Here is a 16,042-nt window from a genome sequence, read left to right on the forward strand (position 1 = left end):
CCCGGACGGGTCTTCCGCTTTGGCGAAACAGCTTTGCTGGCCGGAAAATCTGCAATTGATCGTTGTTTGTTGCGGATGCGCCGACGGCTGAGTTGTAATTTGAGAGATGTTCTAGCGCTCGCATCGCCCGCGCGACTACGGCCGTCCCGGCAAAAATAGTGGCGTTAGCTAGACTTTTTTAACCTTCTCCACAAAATATTGCCGTCACGTTGTGTTGAGTCGTGCCGAGTAAGTCGCGTCCGTCCCTCTTTTTGCGGGCTCCTTATGACACATCGACCAGACGTGGCGTGCAGCCGCGAGCTGTCCGAACGTTGGTGCGCGCTCGCGCAGCGGCGTTTGGATCATCTCACCGAGCTGTTCGAGAGCGGCCGCTGGCGCCGCTACTACACCGAACGATCCCTTCTCGAGAACATCCGGGAAGCCAAGGCGGCTGTGAAGACCTGGCGAGCGCTGTCGCTCGGCGAGAGCCCGGCTCGGGAGGCTGCCGCTCCCCGCATGAATGCCGTCGTTCCGCGCCTGAATATCGAGCCCGCACCACTCCCGTCGCCGCGGCTTGACCCCGTCGTCGATGGTCGCAGGTCGGTCCGCCACCCAATCGCGGTCCCGCCGACGATCGACACCGTTTTCGCCGAATCCGATATCGTGGTCCCGGAGCAGATGGTCGCGCCCGAGCCTGCGCCGAGCGCTCTGCGGATCGACATGGCGCTCGAGCAGGCCTTGAGCGTCGGGATCAAGGCCGATGTCGGTCCGCGGCTGCTCGATCTCGACGAGATCGAGCGCCGTTATCCGGCGCTGCGCCACGCGCTCTGAGCGCGTCAGCGCGCAAACACGTTGCCAGCGACCATCAGCTGCGCATGACGCTCTGCGCCCTCCTGCGTCAGATCGCCCGTGACCGGCTTGATGTGATCGAGCCCGACCACTGCGCCTCGCGGCGCGCCTGAGATCATGTTGTTGCTGATCACAGCATTGCCCGCGCCGGCAACGACCGACACGCCGACGCCGGCGAGTGCATTGCGGATCACATTGTTCGAAATCACCACGTCGCGCAGATATTTGCCCCAGCCGGCGACGATCCCGAAAGACGGTGCGTTCTCGATCACGTTGCCGGTGACGGAGGCATCCGCCTCGACATAGATGCCGATGCCGGCATCGTCGTCGGGCGCGGTGCCGATCGGTCGCTTCGGGATCAGGTTGCGGATGATATTGCCCTGGACCACGGCGATGCGGCCGCCTTCGTTGAAATTGCAGACGGAGACGCCGAACGCCGCGCCGTCGACCGTGTTGCCGCTGATCACGGCGCCTTCGAACGCGAACTCGGAATAGAGGGCGACCTCGCGCACGTCGCTGATGCTGTTGCCCGTGATCTGGATGTTCGAGGCTGAGTTGCCGCGCACGGCAGAGTAATCGCAGTTTTTGATGCGATTGCCGCGCACGATCACATTGCTTGCGCGAAAGGCGTTGATGGCGTTGCCGTATTGTCCGGAGCCGCCGGGCCCTGCCTTGATGTTCTCGATCCGGTTGTCGGTCACGAGCGTGCCGTCGTCGCCAATGGCTGTGCGCAGGATCTCGATGCCGTTGTCGGAGGTCGCCACGATTGTGTTGCGCGCGACGATCAGGCCGAGCGCATCGAAGGAGACGATGCCTGTCACGGCGATGTCGGTGATGATGTTGCCGCTGATCTCGCCCGAGACCTGTTCGAGCCAGATCCCGCTGCCGCCGGCATTCCTGATCTCGCAATCGGCAATGCGGACGTCGCGTCCGCCGAGGACATGGAGCAGGCCGCGACGGGCGGGCAGGGGGATATTGCCGCCATCGAGCGTCACCCCGTTCAGGCTCATCGTGTCGGCGCCTTCGCTGAGCAGCATGGACGGACTGCCGCCGGTGAAGAGAAGTTTGCTGGCACCTCTGACGCCGATCAGCTGCGTGCCGGCCGTGAGCCGCAGCATGCCCGTGCTATAGACGCCGGGGGGCAGCGCCAGGGGCAGCTGCGCCCGCGCGGCCTCGTCGATCGCGCGCTGCAAGGCGCGCGTCTGATCGTCGGGGTGATTGGGCCGCACGCCATATTGCGTCGCGTCGCGGCCGAGCGTGGAGATCAAAGGCGCGGCGCGCGCAGGTTCGGCAGGCAGCGCCAGTGCGCCGGCTGCACCGGCCGCTGATGCGCCCAACAGACTGCGGCGATTGACGGCCATCGTGAGCGCCTCACGCAAAAGATGATGTTCAGCCATCACTTAGGCCGAAACCCTCAATCCTGATGGTAGGTCGAGCGCGCGCCCCAGCGATTGTTATCGGTAGGGTTAAATCTTCACTCAAAGGTGTCGCCTTCGGCGGAACCAATGACAGGCGCCGACATTGTTCCGACGAATCGCTCGACGAGGAGAAGGTGATGCATCTGTCCAATGAGAGCCTGCTGGTGATTCTGTTCGTCGGAATCATTGCAGGGTGGCTTGCCGGCCGCGTGATGGAAGGCGGTGGGTTCGGCTTGATCGGGGACCTGATTGTCGGTCTTCTCGGCGCATTCATTGGCAGCTGGTTATTGCCAAGGCTCGGTATTCATCTTGGTGTCGGACTTGTGTCTGCAATCCTCAACGCTTTCATCGGCGCCGTCGTTCTCCTGCTCGTGCTTCGGTTGCTCGGTGGATGGAGGTACCGGCGCCGCGGTGCCTGGTAGACCCGGGCGCGGCAGCTCAAAGCAAGTTGAGCGATGTCCTAGCTGAGCCTCGCCCGGATGGGCGAGGCCTCTTGTTATGAAGAGGGCTCATCGGTTGGGCGTATGAAATCTACGCCTCATTCCGAGCTGTGGATTCGCGTAGCTGATGCCCGCCGGGTCAGTTTCACCAGCTCCATCAGCATGGCTTCGCCGGCATCGACCAGATGCTCCAGCGTGATCCGCCCGCTGCCCTGAGAGAGAGCTGCGCCGTCGCGTGGCAGCGGGGGAATGTGGATGAAGGCGGCTAGCCGCGGACCTCCCTCGGCCTGCGTCGCCTCGATCGCGCGCCAGCTCAGGTAGTTGCACAGATAGCTGCCGGCATCGCGCGACGGCCGCGCGTCGATCCCAGTCGCGCGTGCCGCTCGCAGAAGCCTTGCCGTGTGGGGGCCGAACAGCATCGGCCCCGCGCGAGGAACGATCGACCCCTTACGCGCGAGGGTGCGATCGGCATCGGGGAAGGTGGTCGTGACTGCATTGCGGGCACGGGTCTCGATCCGAACATGCGCGGTGCGCCCGGCCAGCCCAAACATCAAAATGGCGTCGGGGCTGACGCGCGCGATCAGCTCGGGCAGCTCGCGATCGACGGTGCGATAGGTCACATGAAAGATGTGGCTGGCGAGTTCGACCCCGTCGAGCGCAGGCCGGCGCAGTGCCGCCAGCCGCTTTACCAGCGGCATGGTCGGATTGTACGGGGCACCCGGGAACGGGCCGAAGCCGGTGATGAGGATGCGAAGCTTTTGGCTCATTGCAGCATCTCCGCGAGCCGCTCGGCGGCGACTGCCGGTGCAACGTGCCCTTCCGCCACCTCGGCCTCCAGCTTCTTCACCTTGGCGCGAATAGCGGTGTCGGTGCGCAGCTTCGCCATGATCCGTTGTTCGAGCATCGACCACATCCATTTCACCTGCTGCTCGCGCCGGCGCTGCGCGAATTCGCCTGACGCCGTCATCGCCTTGCGATGATCGAGTACCTTCTGCCACAGCCCGGCAATGCCAGCGCCAGTCAATGCCGAATAGGTCACCACCGGCGGATGCCAGTGTTCGGAGCGGGGGCCGAGCAGATGTAGCGCGCCACGGTAATCCGCAGCGGTGACGTTGGCGCGCTTGATGTTGTCGCCGTCGGCCTTGTTGATCGCGATCACGTCGGCGAGCTCGACCAGACCCTTCTTGATGCCCTGCAGCTCGTCGCCGCCGCCGGGCAGCATCAACGCCAGAAAGAAATCTGTCATGTCGGACACCGCGGTTTCGGATTGCCCGATGCCGACGGTCTCGACCAGGATGACGTCGAAGCCGGCAGCCTCGCACAACAGCATCGCCTCGCGCGTCTTGGCCGCGACGCCGCCGAGCGTGCCGGAGGACGGGGAAGGGCGGATGAAGGCGTGGTCGGCATGCGACAGCCGCGCCATCCGCGTCTTGTCCCCCAGGATGGAGCCGCCGGTGCGCGCCGACGACGGATCGACCGCGAGCACCGCGACCTTGTGACCTTGCTCGATCAGATACATGCCGAGCGCGTCGATCGTGGTCGACTTGCCGACGCCCGGCGAGCCGGTGATGCCGACCCGGATGGCCTGACCTGTCTGCGGCAAGACCGCCTGAACCAACTCGCGCGCCGCGGCCTGGTGGTCGGCACGGCGGCTCTCGACCAAAGTAATCGCCCGCGCCAGCGCGGCGCGATGGCCGGCGCGGAGATCGCGGGCCAAGACGGCAATATCGGGCGACAGGACGGCTGATCGTGGGGACATGCCGCCCGTTATAGCCGATAGACGGTCATCGGCTAGTTTTCTTCCGCATCGCCTTTTGGCCGGCCGCCGCCGAAGATCCGCGTGCCTTCCGGCGTGAGATAAGGCTTGAGCGTTTCCCACGGCACGAAGGCGACGTACTCGCCTTCGGCATAGGGACCGACCGCGTAAGGCGGATAGTGGAAGGTGAGGCCGGAGCTCTTGCCGGCGTCCGTCGACGGCGCCAGTGTCACTGCGCCGATCTTCAGCAGCTTCGGCTCCAGCCCCTTGGACCAGTCGTCATTGTCGTCGCCGGCGTCCCGCTTCTTTTTCTCCGCCTTCAGCGCAGTGATCACGGCTTTCAGCATGGCCTTCATGGTCGGGCCATTGTCCGCCGTCTCAGCGAAGAACGGGCGGATGCTGATCGGTTTGTTGTCGGCCTTGTCCCAAAGGATGGTGTTCACGTCACTGTTGGGGTGGGCGCCGCGCATATCCATGTAGTCATCCCGGACCACGCTGATGTAGCGATCGGCAACATTCGAACGCACTGAATATTTGCGCTCGAACGACCATTTGCCGTCGCGGAACAGCGCGAGGTCTTGCTTGCGCTCCTTGGCCGCATCGGCCGCCTGCTTGTCGATCCACTTCCGACCTTCCGCAAGGCAATAGGCGGCAAGCGCCGGATCGGACTTGATCTCGGGATCGAGCGTCACATTGGCCTCGATCGCCTTGGTGTTGATCGTGGCGTCGGGCTTGGGCTCGACCTTGGGCTCGGCGGCCAGCGCGGGATGAAGACAGAACAGGCCGAGGAGCAGGGCGAGGCTCAATTTGACGGGAGACATGGTGACGATCGGATCCGTTGGTTGGTGATCTGTGCGATCCCGCCCGCAGCAGGTTCAATTGCCGGCATCACGCGGCTGCACCGGCCGCGCCGTGACACCAAAGAGAGCTCAGCGGCTTGAACGTCGGCTACTCCGCCGCCTCGCTGTGGCCGAGGCGGGCGTTGAGCTTATGGATCAGCTCCTCGGCGGCATCGGCGATCACGGTGCCTGGCGGGAAGATCGCCTCGGCGCCGGCTTGGTAGAGCGCGTCATAATCCTGCGGTGGCACCACGCCGCCGACAATGATCATGATGTCCTCGCGCCCCTGCTTCTTCAGCGCCGCCTTCAATTCCGGCACTGCGGTGAGATGGGCGGCGGCGAGCGATGACACGCCGAGGATATGAACATCGTTCTCGACCGCCTGGCGGGCCGCTTCGTCGGCGGTGGCGAACAAGGGCCCGATATCGACGTCGAAGCCGAGATCGGCGAAGGCCGAGGCGATCACCTTCTGGCCGCGGTCGTGGCCGTCCTGGCCGATCTTGGCGACCAGGATGCGCGGCCTGCGCCCTTCGGCCTCCTCGAACGCCTCGATCAGCGCCTGCAATTTGTCGACCTTGGCAGACATGCTCGCGGCCTCCCGCTTGTAGACGCCGGTGATGGATTTGATCTCGGCGCGGTGGCGGCCGAACACTTTCTCCAGCGCGTCGGAGATCTCGCCGACGGTGGCCTTGGCGCGCGCGGCATCGATCGCGAGGGCCAAGAGATTGCCATTGCCTTCACCGGCCGAGCGGGTCAGCGCGGCAAGCGCCGCATCGACCTCGGTCTGATTACGCTCGGATCGCAGCCGCGACAGCTTGTCGATCTGCAGCCGCCGCACCGTTGAATTGTCGACCTTGAGCACGTCGAGCGGTGGTTCGTCGGTCGGCTTGTACTTGTTGACGCCGATCACCGACTGCCGGCCGGCATCGATCCGCGCCTGCGTCCTGGCGGAGGCTTCCTCGATGCGCAGCTTCGGCACCCCGGCCTCGATCGCCTTGGCCATGCCGCCGAGCTCCTCGACCTCCTGGATGTGGCCCCAGGCCTTGGCCGCGAGATCCTGCGTGAGCCGCTCGACATAGTACGAGCCGCCCCAGGGATCGATGATGCGGGTGGTGCCGCTCTCCTGCTGCAGGAACAATTGCGTGTTGCGGGCGATGCGGGCGGAGAAATCCGTGGGCAGCGCCAAAGCTTCGTCGAGCGCATTGGTGTGCAACGACTGAGTATGGCCTTGCGTGGCCGCCATGGCCTCGATCGCGGTCCGCACCACGTTGTTGTAGACGTCCTGCGCGGTCAGCGACCAGCCGGAGGTCTGGCTGTGGGTGCGCAGCGACAGCGAGCGCGGGTCCTTCGGATTGAACGGCTTCAGAAGCTTGGCCCAGAGCAGGCGCGCCGCGCGCAGCTTCGCCACCTCCATGAAGAAGTTCATGCCGATCGCCCAGAAGAACGACAGCCGCGGTGCGAAGCGGTCGATGTCGAGGCCGGCGGCGATGCCGGCGCGCAAATATTCGACGCCGTCGGCCAGCGTGTAGGCGAGCTCGAGGTCCTGTGTCGCGCCGGCCTCCTGCATGTGGTAGCCGGAAATGGAAATCGAATTGAACTTCGGCATCCGCTGCGAGGTGAAGGCGAAGATGTCGGAGATGATCCGCATCGAAGGCGACGGCGGATAGATGTAGGTGTTGCGCACCATGAACTCTTTCAGAATATCGTTCTGAATGGTGCCCGACAGCTTTTCCGGCGGCACGCCCTGTTCCTCGGCGGCAACGACGTAGAGCGCGAGAACCGGCAGCACCGCGCCGTTCATGGTCATCGACACGCTCATCTGGTCGAGCGGAATGCCGGAGAACAGCGTGCGCATGTCGTAGATGGAATCGATCGCAACGCCGGCCATGCCGACGTCACCGGCGACGCGCGGATGGTCGGAATCATAGCCGCGATGGGTGGCGAGGTCGAAGGCGACCGACAGGCCCTTTTGCCCGGCCGCGAGATTGCGCCGGTAGAACGCGTTGGAATCCTCCGCCGTAGAGAAGCCGGCATATTGCCGGACCGTCCAGGGCTGGTTGACATACATCGTCGGGTAGGGGCCGCGCAGGTAGGGCGCGATGCCCGGCCAGGTGTCGAGGAAATCGATGCCGGCGAGATCGGCCTCGCCATAAGCCGGCTTCACCAGGATGCCTTCCGGCGTGAGCCAGGGGTCGGCAGCGCCAGGGGGCACCGGGACGGCCGTGGGCGCGAAGGTGATATCGGCAAAGTTCGGTATCCGGCTCATTCCTGGACTTCCTCAAATCGCTTGTTGCGTGCGATCAGTTCCTGGACATTCTTCGTGTAGGCCGGATCGTCAAAGCCCTTGTTCTGCATCGCGTCCGAGAACAGCCGCGGCACGAATTCCAAGAACAGCTCAACAATCCTAAAGGCCAGGTGAAACATCAATCATGATCCGGATGCTGGTGGCTTGTGATGGTCGCCATCTTCTCGGGTCCATAATTCTGCATCGTGGTCTGGCTCGGCAGGTTGGAGATTCCGACCACCCACCCGAGCCGCGATTCGGTGCCGTATTGGCGGGTCGGGACCACGCGGTCAGGCCGGTCGAAGCTGCCGGTCATGATCTCGATGCGCGGCCCATCGATGCGCCCGAAGCCGAGCGGCGTGCCGCACGCGGCGCAGAAGAAGCGTTCGGCGATAGTCGAGGAGCGGAAGGTTCCAGGCCGACCGCGGGTCCAGGCGAAGTTCTCGCGATCGATCTCGGCAAAGGAGGCGAACGGCGCGCCGGCCGCCTTCTGGCACATCCGGCAATGACAGATGCTGACCTTGCTCGGCGTGGTCTTGAACGCGAAGCGGACGGCGCCGCATTGGCAGCCGCCGGTCAGGAGAGGCTTGGTGTCGTCGGTCATGCTCACTCCAGATGCGTATAGGCGTCCTCGAGCGTTGTCAGCGCGTCGCAGCCGGCAAAGACGAAGCCATCGACGCCAGCCGTGCGCAGCGCCGCCTCCTGCTCCCCGGGGCGGCCTGCCAGATAGATATGCCGTGCACCGGCCTCTTTGAGGGCCTTGGTGGCTGAAACAGCGGCGTCAGCGTAGACCTTGTCGGACGAGCAGAGGCAGGCCAGCGCGGCGCCGGACGCCTTGTAGGCTGTGGCCAGCGCGACCGGGTCAGATGATCCCTCGCCATTGATCGCAGCGATGCCGCCGACTTCGAAAAAGCTCTTGGCGAAAGTGGCGCGCGCGGTGAAGTCGGCGGCCGTGCCGAGATTGGCCAGGAATACGGACGGTCTGTTACCCTTGCTCTTGAGCAGGGCATCGGAGCGGTCGCGCAGCCGCTCGAACGGCTCGGCAAGCCGCAGAGGGGCAAGAGCTTGGAAGCTGATTTTCGGCGAAGCCACAGGCGCGAGCGGGACCGGCAAGGCCGCGTCCACCGCGACATCGGCTTCGTCCAGGTTGGGAAACTCGCTGGCGCCGGTCAGCACCTCGCGCCGCTTGGCAATGTTGGCGGCGCGCGCCTGACGTGTCGCGCCGACCTTGGTCTGGATCAGGCCGACCTGCAATGCAGCGAACGCGCCACCGGCCTTTTCGATCTCCTGGAACAGTGCCCAGGCGGCTTCACACAGCTCCTTGGTGAGGGCTTCGATGCCGCCGGAGCCGGCCGCGGGATCGGCGACGCGGGCGAGATTGCTCTCTTCCAGCAGGATCAGCTGGGTGTTGCGGGCCACCCGTCGCGCGAACCCATCCGGCAGGCCGAGCGCGAGCGTGTGCGGCAGCACGGTGATCGCGTTGGCGCCACCGAGGCCTGCGGAGAACACGGCGATCGTGGCGCGCAGCATGTTCACGTAGGGGTCACGCTGCGTCAGCATGCGCCAGGCGGTTTCGGCGGCGATGAACAGGGGCTTCGGCGCCAGGCCGCAAGCCTGCTCGATCCGCGCCCACAGCAGACGCAGGGCACGGAATTTCGCTGATGTGAGGAACTGGCCGGCATCGGCGCAGAGCCGAAACGACAGCGCCGCGCGGGCGTCGTCGAGCGCGACACCGGCTGCCTCCAGCGTGCGCAGATAGGCGAGCCCGAGGCTGAGCGCGAAGGCGAGCTCCTGCGCTTCCGATCCGCCGGCGTCGTGGATCGGGCGGCCATCGGCCAGCACCAGATGCCGCCTGAAGCCGCGGTCCATGAGGCTGTGCACCACCTTTGCAAACGGCCCCTCCATCTCGGACCACGCAGCGGCAGCGCTGCCGCGGACGGCAATGGTGGAAAGCGCCTGATAGTTGATGCGGAGATCGACCCCGGCGGGATCGACGTTGTGGGCTTCGATGAGGGATGCAAGCGCTTCGCCAGCGTTGCCGCGGCCGAGCACGGGATTGAGTGCGATCGAGATGCCGGCATCGAACATGACGCCTTGGAACAGCCGTTGCAGCGTTGCTGGCTCCGCATCTGCGATGCCGAAGCCGCGCGCGCCGGGGCCGCCCTGGAATTCGATCTCGAGACCGGTGGCACCGTTCTCGAGGTCGGTCAGGATCTGGGTATTGGCTTTGGCGACGTCAGGATGATCGACCCGCTGCATGATCTGCCACGGGGCTGCCGCGGAGCGGCCGGCCAGCAGGGACGCATCCTTGGCGCGGCTGTAGATCGGCTGAATGGCCAAGCCATCATAGGTCTTGCCGACGAGCTTTTCGTAAGGCGCGCCCTTCAGCACGCCGTCGACCAGCTTGCGCCACTGATCGTAGCCAGCCGGCGCGAACTCGGCGGCCAACCGCAGCTCCTCGGTTACGGATGTCATTCGGCTTAACTCTCCCGGGCGCCTGCTTCACGTTGGCCGCAAATTGCCACGCCGCGCTGGCCAAGCCAAACGGTTGTTTCGGCTCCTAAGACGGCTGGCGGGGAGCGGGCAGGCGCGTGATTCCGTCGTGCGAAACATTTGCAAGTGCGTCCCGGACGCGGCGGCCGGCGATCAGCCGGTCGGGAGCGATCTCGGCCAGCGGCACCAGCACGAAACCGCGTTCGAACAGGCGCGGGTGCGGCAAGCTCAGCTCGGGCGTGTCGATCGCGACATCGTCATAGGCGATCAGGTCGAGATCGAGCGTCCGCGGTCCCCAGCGGCTCTCCTGCGCCCGGTCGCGGCCGAAGATTTGCTCGACCTCGTGCAAGGTCGCGAGCAGCGCATGCGGATCGAGCTGCGTCTCGATCGCAAGACAGGCGTTGATGAAGGGCGGCTGCTGCGTCTCGCCCCAGGGCGGGGTGAGGTAATCGGCGGAGCGCGCCTCGAGCCGCGCCTGAGCGCGCCGGCAGATTTCGGGGATGGCGCGCTGAAAGGTCGCCTGCACATCGCCGACATTGCCGCCGAGAGCGATCAGCGCGCTCGCCATTATTTTCGTGAGCGCGTCAGCACCACGCCGACGTCCTCGAAGATCGCGGCGATCGGCGCGTGGGGCTTGTGGACGGTGACCTTGACGGCATGGATCCGCTCGAAGCTCGACAGGATCGCGTCGGCAACGGCACCGGCGGCGCGCTCCAGCAATCTGTAATTGGTGTCCTTGAAAGCGGCAGTCGCGCTTGCGACCACGTTCGAGTAGGAAACGGTATCCGCAAGCTTATCGGTTCGCGACGATTCAGACAGATCGGTGTAAAGCTCGAGGTCGATCACGAAGCGCTGTCCGACTTCGTTCTCATGCTCCAGCACCCCGTGACGGGCGTGGACCAGAATCCCCTTGATGAAAATCGTGTCGGTCATCGTTTCATCTCAATCGCGGCGGCCACGCGCAATGCTTGTACTGTCTCGGCGACGTCATGGGCCCTGATGATCTTGGCGCCGTGCCTCGCGGCAATAAGGTGCGCCGCAAGCGATCCGCCCAGGCGCTGGTGCGGCTCCGACGGCGCGACGGAACTGATGAAGCGCTTGCGCGAGGCGCCGACCAGGATCGGCAGGCCGAAGCGGGCGAGTTCATCGAGCCGCGCCAGCATCGTCATGCTCTGCTCCGGCGTCTTGCCAAAGCCGATGCCGGGATCGAGCGCAAGATTGCCCTCGGGAATGCCGGCCTTTGCGGCAATGTCCAGCGAGCGGACGAAGAAGTCGCGCACGTCCGTCATGATGTCGATCGCGGGATCGACGGAGAGGCGGTTGTGCATCACGACGACAGGCACGTCGTGGGCGGCTACGATCTTTGCCATATCTGGATCGCGCTGCAGGCCCCAGACATCATTGGCGATCGCAGCGCCTTGCTCCAATGCAAATGCGACCACTTCGGCCTTCATGCTGTCGATGGAGACCGGCACACCGAGCGAGACGACATCTCGGAGAACAGGCTCAAGTCGCGACAGTTCCTGTTCGGCTGACACCGGCGCCGCGCCGACATAGGGGCGGGTGGATTCTGCGCCGATATCGATGATATCGGCGCCCTCGGCGATCATGCGCCTGGCCTGGTCGAGTGCGCGGTCCGGCGCGTCGAACCGACCGCCATCCGAGAACGAATCCGGCGTCACGTTGAGAATGCCCATCACGGCCGGATACGGCCGCGCCAGCCATCCGCGCAGCAGCGGATGCGCCGCTGAAGCCGGCGTCGGATGGGATTGTGGCACGGGCGCACTCATGCTGCCGCTTTGCGCGGTCGCAGCCACGGAGTCAAGGTCGGCTCGGCGTGGGCCGGTTTGGCGCGGCCTTCCGCTTCAATAACTGATCTTTGGGTCCAGTTTTCGCGCCTGTTCGATCATGTGTCCGATCGATTTTTCCGAAGGCAGGATCCGCACCAGCTTGCGCTTGGTATTGACCTCCTTGATATTCTGCGCCAGCCGCGCCGGGTTGCGATGAGCGAGCTCGCGCACCGTGGTCACGCCGGCTGCACGCACCAGCCCCACCTTGGCCTTGCCCATACCGGGAATCCGCATGTAGTCGGCGACGTTCGCCCACTCCAGCAGTTGCTGCTCGCTGATGCCGGTCTTGGCGGCCAGTGCCTTGCGGCCCTTCGGGGTGCGGGCGGCTTCGAGCAGTGCGTCGGTGGTCCGGATGCCAAGCGCCTTCAGCTTGGACGTAGCGAAGGCGGTCATGTCTTCAATCTCGGAGATAGGATATGTCATGATGTTCAATATGCGAAGGTGCTTCAGGCGAAGTGGCTCAGCCCCGGTGTGCCCACGATCGCGCCCATTCGATCGGCTTGGAGTTTGTCGCGGCGGAACTTGAAAAGTTCACCTGCAACGGCCTGCATGTTGGCGATCCAGAGATCGCGCTCATCGAGTGGATGCCGACTGTTTCGAACGCGCCCATCGCGTGGCGGCGCCGATCGACCTTCATTGCTGCAGGAATCGCGGCCTCCGCGCGCGGGATGGCGTCGATCCGCACATGAACCTGTTCCGAAGGTTCCTTCGTCGTGGCGAAAGCTGAGGATGATGCCGACGGTCTCTGCCGACGCGTCAGATACACCTCTCCCGTTGCCGATCCTTGCGGTCGGCCGCTCAACCTTGTCGTCCATCTTGCCCCGTCCTCGATCCGGCCCCCCAAGACCGGACTTCACAGCTAAGGAATTATCTTGATCGGACGACCAATGAAAGACAACACGAATGCGCGAGCCGATTCGCGATCGCGGCAAAAGTGTTGCAGCCGTGCAAGACGCGGTATGAAAGTTGCGGACAAATCGCGCGATATCTGCTCTGACCGCATGGCGGCGGAGCGCGATTGGCGGTGTGACCGTCAATTGAGGCAGTGCTGGTTTCAATGGACTTGAGATCAAGTATGATGCCAGCAGGCCGATGCCGACTGCAAACGCAAGACAGAAACGAGTGAAAGACCCGTTATAATGGCACTCTCCGGAACATCCCTGGCTGACACCGGGGACAAGATCTTCGTCGGCAAAGGGGAGCAGCCGGCCTGGTTGACGCTGGCACTTGCCAATCGGCACGGCCTGGTCACCGGCGCCACCGGCACCGGCAAGACGGTGACATTGCAGGTGATGGCGGAAGGGTTTGCGCGCGCGGGAGTTCCGGTTTTTGCAGCCGACATCAAAGGCGATCTGTCAGGGATCGCGGAGGTTGGCGAGCCCAAGGATTTCATCGTCAAGCGTGCGAGCGAACTTGGTTTGACCTATCAGCCGGACCAGTTCACGACGGTATTTTGGGACGTATTCGGCGAGCAGGGGCATCCGGTGCGCGCGACCGTCACCGAGATGGGACCTTTGCTGCTGGCGCGCATGCTCGACTTGAACGACGTGCAGGAAGGCGTGCTCAACGTCGCGTTCCGGGTCGCCGACGATAACGGGCTCACGCTGATCGACATGAAGGATCTGCGCGCGCTGCTCGACGCGATCATTCCCGAGGCGGCCAAAAAGAGTGCCGACGGCGAGGAAGATCCGCTGGCCTCGATCCGCAAGGCCGCACAGTCGTTCGGGAATGTGACGCGCGCCACGATTGGAACAATCCAGCGCCAGCTGCTGGTGCTGGAAAACCAGGGCGGCACCAAGTTCTTCGGCGAGCCTGCGCTGTCCTTGCAGGATTTCATGCGCACCGACCGCGACGGGCGCGGCATGGTCAACATCCTGGTTGCCGACAAACTGTTGCAGAACCCGCGGCTCTACGCGACCTTCCTGCTCTGGATGTTGTCCGAACTGTTCGAGGAACTCCCCGAAGTCGGCGACCTCGCCAAGCCGAAGCTCGTCTTCTTCTTCGACGAAGCGCATCTTCTGTTCAATGACGCGCCGAAGGCGCTGATGGACAAGATCGAGCAGGTGGTGCGGCTGATCCGCTCCAAAGGCGTCGGCGTCTATTTCGTGACGCAGAACCCGCTCGACGTGCCGGATCGTGTGCTCGGCCAGATGGGCAATCGCGTGCAACACGCACTGCGCGCGTTCACGCCGCGCGATCAGAAGGCTGTTGCTGCCGCCGCCCAAACCTTTCGTCCCAATCCGAAGCTCGACACCGCGCAAGTGATCATGGAACTCGGCAAGGGCGAGGCCCTGGTGTCGTTTCTTGAAGGCAACGGCACGCCCGCGATGGTCGAGCGCGTGCTGGTCCGGCCGCCGTCGGCGCGGATCGGGCCGGTCACGCCGGAGGAGCGCAAGGCGATCATGGATGCGAGCCCGGTGAAGGGCAAATATGACACCGCGATCGATGCGGAGTCCGCTTACGAAATGTTGCAGAAGCGGATCGCCGGCACGGCCGCGACCGCGGAAAGCTCATCCGGCGGCGTGCTTGGCAAGATCGGCGATATCGCCGCCACCATCTTCGGTACCAATGTCAGGCGCGGCCGGCTGTCAACCGGCCAGCTGATCGCCCGCAATATCGCCCGCTCGGTGACCGACAAAGTTGTCGGCGGTGCCGCCGCCGATCTGGGTAAAGAGGTCGGAGGTTCGCTCGGCGGCTCGATCGGCCGCTCGTTGGTACGTGGTGCGCTCGGCGGATTGCTGCGGCGATGACGATAAACATGTCTGCTGATTGCGTGACCTGCTGATGTCCAAAACTTCGTCTAGCTTGAGATGGCCGTCGCTGCGCGCGCCGGTCGACATACTCTTCTTGATTTGTTGTGTGCTGCTCGTCGGCGATGTGCTGGTCCCGGAGCTGTGGGGCCACGGCAAGAGCAAGGACTATCCACTCTGGTACTGGGCCGGCCAGCAGGTGCTCGGTGGCGCGGATCTCTATCCACAAAATCTGGCTGACTATTTCGCCTTTCTCTACCCGCCGTTCCCGGCGGTGCTGCTCGCGATTCCGGCCTGGTTCGGCAAGGTTGCGCTCTACAGCTGCCTGGCACTGCTCAACGTGGTGGCGTGGTGGATGACGGCGCAGCTCTCTCATGCGATGACCGGGTCGGGCAGGGTGCCCAATCAATGGCTGTACTTCCTGCCGGGCTTTGTGACGATCAGCTTCGTGTTCGACATGTTCGACCTCGGCCAGCCGAACCTGATGCTGCTCGCGCTGATGCTCTACGGCTTCTGGCTGATGCAGCACGCGCGGCCATATGCACGACCATGGCTCGGCGGCAGCATGTTTGCACTCGCAACTGCGATCAAAGTGTTCCCGGTCGCGGTGCTGCCGTATCTGGTCTGGCGCCGGCAATGGGCGGCAGCGGTCAGCATGATCGTGTTCACGCTGGTGTTTCTGTTCGTGGTGCCGGCGCCGGTGCGCGGCTTCCAGCACAATGTCGATGAACTGAAGACCTGGTATCAGGGCATGGTCGGCGGGAGTTCGGAGAAAGGCTTCGGCCAGCGCGACGAGCAGAACTGGTCCTGGGTCAATCAGTCGATCATCGCGGTCACGCATCGGCTGACACGCCCGGTGAACTACAACCAGGACGATCCGTCCAAGCCGGCGGCGACGATGAACGTCGTCGACATCTCCTTCAAGGAAGCCAACCTCGTCGTGCTCGCGGTGTCGCTGGCGCTGGGCCTGGGATTCCTCGCGGTGATGCCGCGCGAGAAGCGGCGCACGCCGCGCTCCGATGCCGAGGAACTCGGCATCCTGTTCTGCCTGATGACCGTAGCCTCGCCCCTGGCGCGGCAATATTATTTCATGTGGCTGTTCTTCCCGATGACGGTGTTGATGCATCGCGCCGCCTATGATCCGCGGCCGCAGGTGCGGCTCTGGACCTGGCTGGCGCTCGCGCTTTCCGGCATCCTGCTTCTCTTGTCCTTGCCGCCGTTTCCGAAGGATATCCAGGCCTGGGGCAACAATCTTGCCGCGACCGCCGTCATGGCCGGCGCGCTGGTCTGGCATATCCTGCATCCGCCTCTGCAGGAGGTCGCTGGCTCGCCGCGGCCAACGGAGCTAAAACCGGCGCAGCAATCAGCTTGAAGGAATTGGCGA

General features: G+C 64.3%; 17 protein-coding genes. 4 read left to right on the forward strand and 13 right to left on the reverse strand.

Going from position 1 to position 16,042, the window contains the following annotated elements; genetic code table 11:
* The first annotated feature begins 264 nt into the window (after positions 1-264).
* On the forward strand, positions 265-810 hold the full coding sequence (locus ACQR1W_RS19560) for a TIGR03809 family protein (protein WP_434852310.1): 546 nt from the start codon (positions 265-267) through the stop codon (positions 808-810).
* A gap of 5 nt (positions 811-815) precedes the next feature.
* On the opposite strand, the gene ACQR1W_RS19565 is transcribed toward ACQR1W_RS19560, so the two are convergent.
* On the reverse strand, positions 816-2,189 hold the full coding sequence (locus ACQR1W_RS19565) for a TIGR03808 family TAT-translocated repetitive protein (RefSeq protein WP_434852311.1): 1,374 nt from the start codon (positions 2,187-2,189) through the stop codon (positions 816-818).
* Positions 2,190-2,383: 194 nt separating this feature from the next.
* Here ACQR1W_RS19565 and ACQR1W_RS19570 point away from each other — a divergent pair, with 194 nt between their 5' ends.
* Positions 2,384-2,668 (forward strand): GlsB/YeaQ/YmgE family stress response membrane protein, encoded by a 285-nt coding sequence (locus tag ACQR1W_RS19570; protein ID WP_008971695.1) that lies wholly within the window; start codon positions 2,384-2,386, stop codon positions 2,666-2,668.
* 116 nt (positions 2,669-2,784) lie between these two features.
* On the opposite strand, the gene ACQR1W_RS19575 is transcribed toward ACQR1W_RS19570, so the two are convergent.
* From ACQR1W_RS19575 to ACQR1W_RS19630, 12 genes are all read right to left on the reverse strand, one after another.
* Positions 2,785-3,453 carry a pyroglutamyl-peptidase I gene (locus ACQR1W_RS19575; protein WP_434852312.1) on the reverse strand — a complete coding sequence of 223 codons (669 nt, stop codon included), beginning with the start codon at positions 3,451-3,453 and terminating at the stop codon, positions 2,785-2,787.
* Positions 3,450-4,445, reverse strand: coding sequence for a methylmalonyl Co-A mutase-associated GTPase MeaB (gene meaB, locus ACQR1W_RS19580; protein WP_434852313.1), 996 nt, complete (start codon positions 4,443-4,445; stop codon positions 3,450-3,452). The genes ACQR1W_RS19575 and meaB overlap by 4 nt, the downstream gene beginning before the upstream one ends.
* 32 nt (positions 4,446-4,477) lie before the next feature.
* A complete protein-coding gene (locus ACQR1W_RS19585; protein ID WP_434852314.1) occupies positions 4,478-5,263 on the reverse strand; it encodes a DUF3298 domain-containing protein in 786 nt (261 codons plus the stop codon).
* 127 nt (positions 5,264-5,390) lie between these two features.
* A complete protein-coding gene (scpA, locus tag ACQR1W_RS19590) occupies positions 5,391-7,547 on the reverse strand; it encodes a methylmalonyl-CoA mutase (protein WP_434852315.1) in 2,157 nt (718 codons plus the stop codon).
* Entirely contained in the window at positions 7,544-7,705 is a 162-nt protein-coding gene (locus tag ACQR1W_RS19595) for a hypothetical protein (RefSeq protein WP_434852316.1), read from the reverse strand. Before ACQR1W_RS19595 ends, scpA begins: the two co-directional genes overlap by 4 nt.
* Entirely contained in the window at positions 7,705-8,169 is a 465-nt protein-coding gene (locus tag ACQR1W_RS19600; RefSeq protein ID WP_434852317.1) for a GFA family protein, read from the reverse strand. Before ACQR1W_RS19600 ends, ACQR1W_RS19595 begins: the two co-directional genes overlap by 1 nt.
* Before the next feature lie 2 nt (positions 8,170-8,171).
* Entirely contained in the window at positions 8,172-10,040 is a 1,869-nt protein-coding gene (locus ACQR1W_RS19605; RefSeq protein ID WP_434852318.1) for a methylmalonyl-CoA mutase family protein, read from the reverse strand.
* Positions 10,041-10,125: 85 nt separating this feature from the next.
* Entirely contained in the window at positions 10,126-10,626 is a 501-nt protein-coding gene (gene folK / locus ACQR1W_RS19610; RefSeq protein WP_434852319.1) for a 2-amino-4-hydroxy-6-hydroxymethyldihydropteridine diphosphokinase, read from the reverse strand.
* Positions 10,626-10,991, reverse strand: coding sequence for a dihydroneopterin aldolase (gene folB / locus ACQR1W_RS19615; protein WP_008971687.1), 366 nt, complete (start codon positions 10,989-10,991; stop codon positions 10,626-10,628). The genes folK and folB overlap by 1 nt, the downstream gene beginning before the upstream one ends.
* Entirely contained in the window at positions 10,988-11,848 is an 861-nt protein-coding gene (gene folP, locus ACQR1W_RS19620; protein ID WP_434852320.1) for a dihydropteroate synthase, read from the reverse strand. The genes folB and folP overlap by 4 nt, the downstream gene beginning before the upstream one ends.
* 75 nt (positions 11,849-11,923) lie before the next feature.
* On the reverse strand, positions 11,924-12,331 hold the full coding sequence (locus tag ACQR1W_RS19625) for a DUF4332 domain-containing protein (protein WP_434852321.1): 408 nt from the start codon (positions 12,329-12,331) through the stop codon (positions 11,924-11,926).
* A gap of 23 nt (positions 12,332-12,354) precedes the next feature.
* Positions 12,355-12,723, reverse strand: coding sequence for a hypothetical protein (locus tag ACQR1W_RS19630; protein ID WP_434852322.1), 369 nt, complete (start codon positions 12,721-12,723; stop codon positions 12,355-12,357).
* 324 nt (positions 12,724-13,047) lie between these two features.
* Between ACQR1W_RS19630 and ACQR1W_RS19635 the strand changes: the two genes are divergently transcribed.
* Together ACQR1W_RS19635 and ACQR1W_RS19640 are read left to right on the forward strand one after the other, a co-directional pair.
* Positions 13,048-14,658, forward strand: a complete 1,611-nt coding sequence (locus ACQR1W_RS19635; RefSeq protein WP_434852323.1) for a helicase HerA-like domain-containing protein — start codon at positions 13,048-13,050, stop codon at positions 14,656-14,658.
* A 34-nt stretch (positions 14,659-14,692) separates the two neighbouring features.
* Entirely contained in the window at positions 14,693-16,030 is a 1,338-nt protein-coding gene (locus ACQR1W_RS19640; protein WP_434852324.1) for a glycosyltransferase family 87 protein, read from the forward strand.
* The last annotated feature ends 12 nt before the right edge of the window (positions 16,031-16,042 follow it).

This window comes from Bradyrhizobium sp. HKCCYLS1011 (assembly GCF_051167795.1).
Lineage (GTDB): Bacteria > Pseudomonadota > Alphaproteobacteria > Rhizobiales > Xanthobacteraceae > Bradyrhizobium.

Bases quoted from the DNA above. Each gene is read 5' to 3' on its own strand.
- ACQR1W_RS19560 (WP_434852310.1), top strand. From the start codon at position 265: ATGACACATCGACCAGACGTGGCGTGCAGCCGCGAGCTGTCCGAACGT.
- ACQR1W_RS19565 (WP_434852311.1), bottom strand. From the start codon at position 2,189: ATGGCCGTCAATCGCCGCAGTCTGTTGGGCGCATCAGCGGCCGGTGCA.
- ACQR1W_RS19570 (WP_008971695.1), top strand. From the start codon at position 2,384: ATGCATCTGTCCAATGAGAGCCTGCTGGTGATTCTGTTCGTCGGAATC.
- ACQR1W_RS19575 (WP_434852312.1), bottom strand. From the start codon at position 3,453: ATGAGCCAAAAGCTTCGCATCCTCATCACCGGCTTCGGCCCGTTCCCG.
- meaB (WP_434852313.1), bottom strand. From the start codon at position 4,445: ATGTCCCCACGATCAGCCGTCCTGTCGCCCGATATTGCCGTCTTGGCC.
- ACQR1W_RS19585 (WP_434852314.1), bottom strand. From the start codon at position 5,263: ATGTCTCCCGTCAAATTGAGCCTCGCCCTGCTCCTCGGCCTGTTCTGT.
- scpA (WP_434852315.1), bottom strand. From the start codon at position 7,547: ATGAGCCGGATACCGAACTTTGCCGATATCACCTTCGCGCCCACGGCC.
- ACQR1W_RS19595 (WP_434852316.1), bottom strand. From the start codon at position 7,705: ATGTTTCACCTGGCCTTTAGGATTGTTGAGCTGTTCTTGGAATTCGTG.
- ACQR1W_RS19600 (WP_434852317.1), bottom strand. From the start codon at position 8,169: ATGACCGACGACACCAAGCCTCTCCTGACCGGCGGCTGCCAATGCGGC.
- ACQR1W_RS19605 (WP_434852318.1), bottom strand. From the start codon at position 10,040: ATGACATCCGTAACCGAGGAGCTGCGGTTGGCCGCCGAGTTCGCGCCG.
- folK (WP_434852319.1), bottom strand. From the start codon at position 10,626: ATGGCGAGCGCGCTGATCGCTCTCGGCGGCAATGTCGGCGATGTGCAG.
- folB (WP_008971687.1), bottom strand. From the start codon at position 10,991: ATGACCGACACGATTTTCATCAAGGGGATTCTGGTCCACGCCCGTCAC.
- folP (WP_434852320.1), bottom strand. From the start codon at position 11,848: ATGAGTGCGCCCGTGCCACAATCCCATCCGACGCCGGCTTCAGCGGCG.
- ACQR1W_RS19625 (WP_434852321.1), bottom strand. From the start codon at position 12,331: ATGACATATCCTATCTCCGAGATTGAAGACATGACCGCCTTCGCTACG.
- ACQR1W_RS19630 (WP_434852322.1), bottom strand. From the start codon at position 12,723: ATGGACGACAAGGTTGAGCGGCCGACCGCAAGGATCGGCAACGGGAGA.
- ACQR1W_RS19635 (WP_434852323.1), top strand. From the start codon at position 13,048: ATGGCACTCTCCGGAACATCCCTGGCTGACACCGGGGACAAGATCTTC.
- ACQR1W_RS19640 (WP_434852324.1), top strand. From the start codon at position 14,693: ATGTCCAAAACTTCGTCTAGCTTGAGATGGCCGTCGCTGCGCGCGCCG.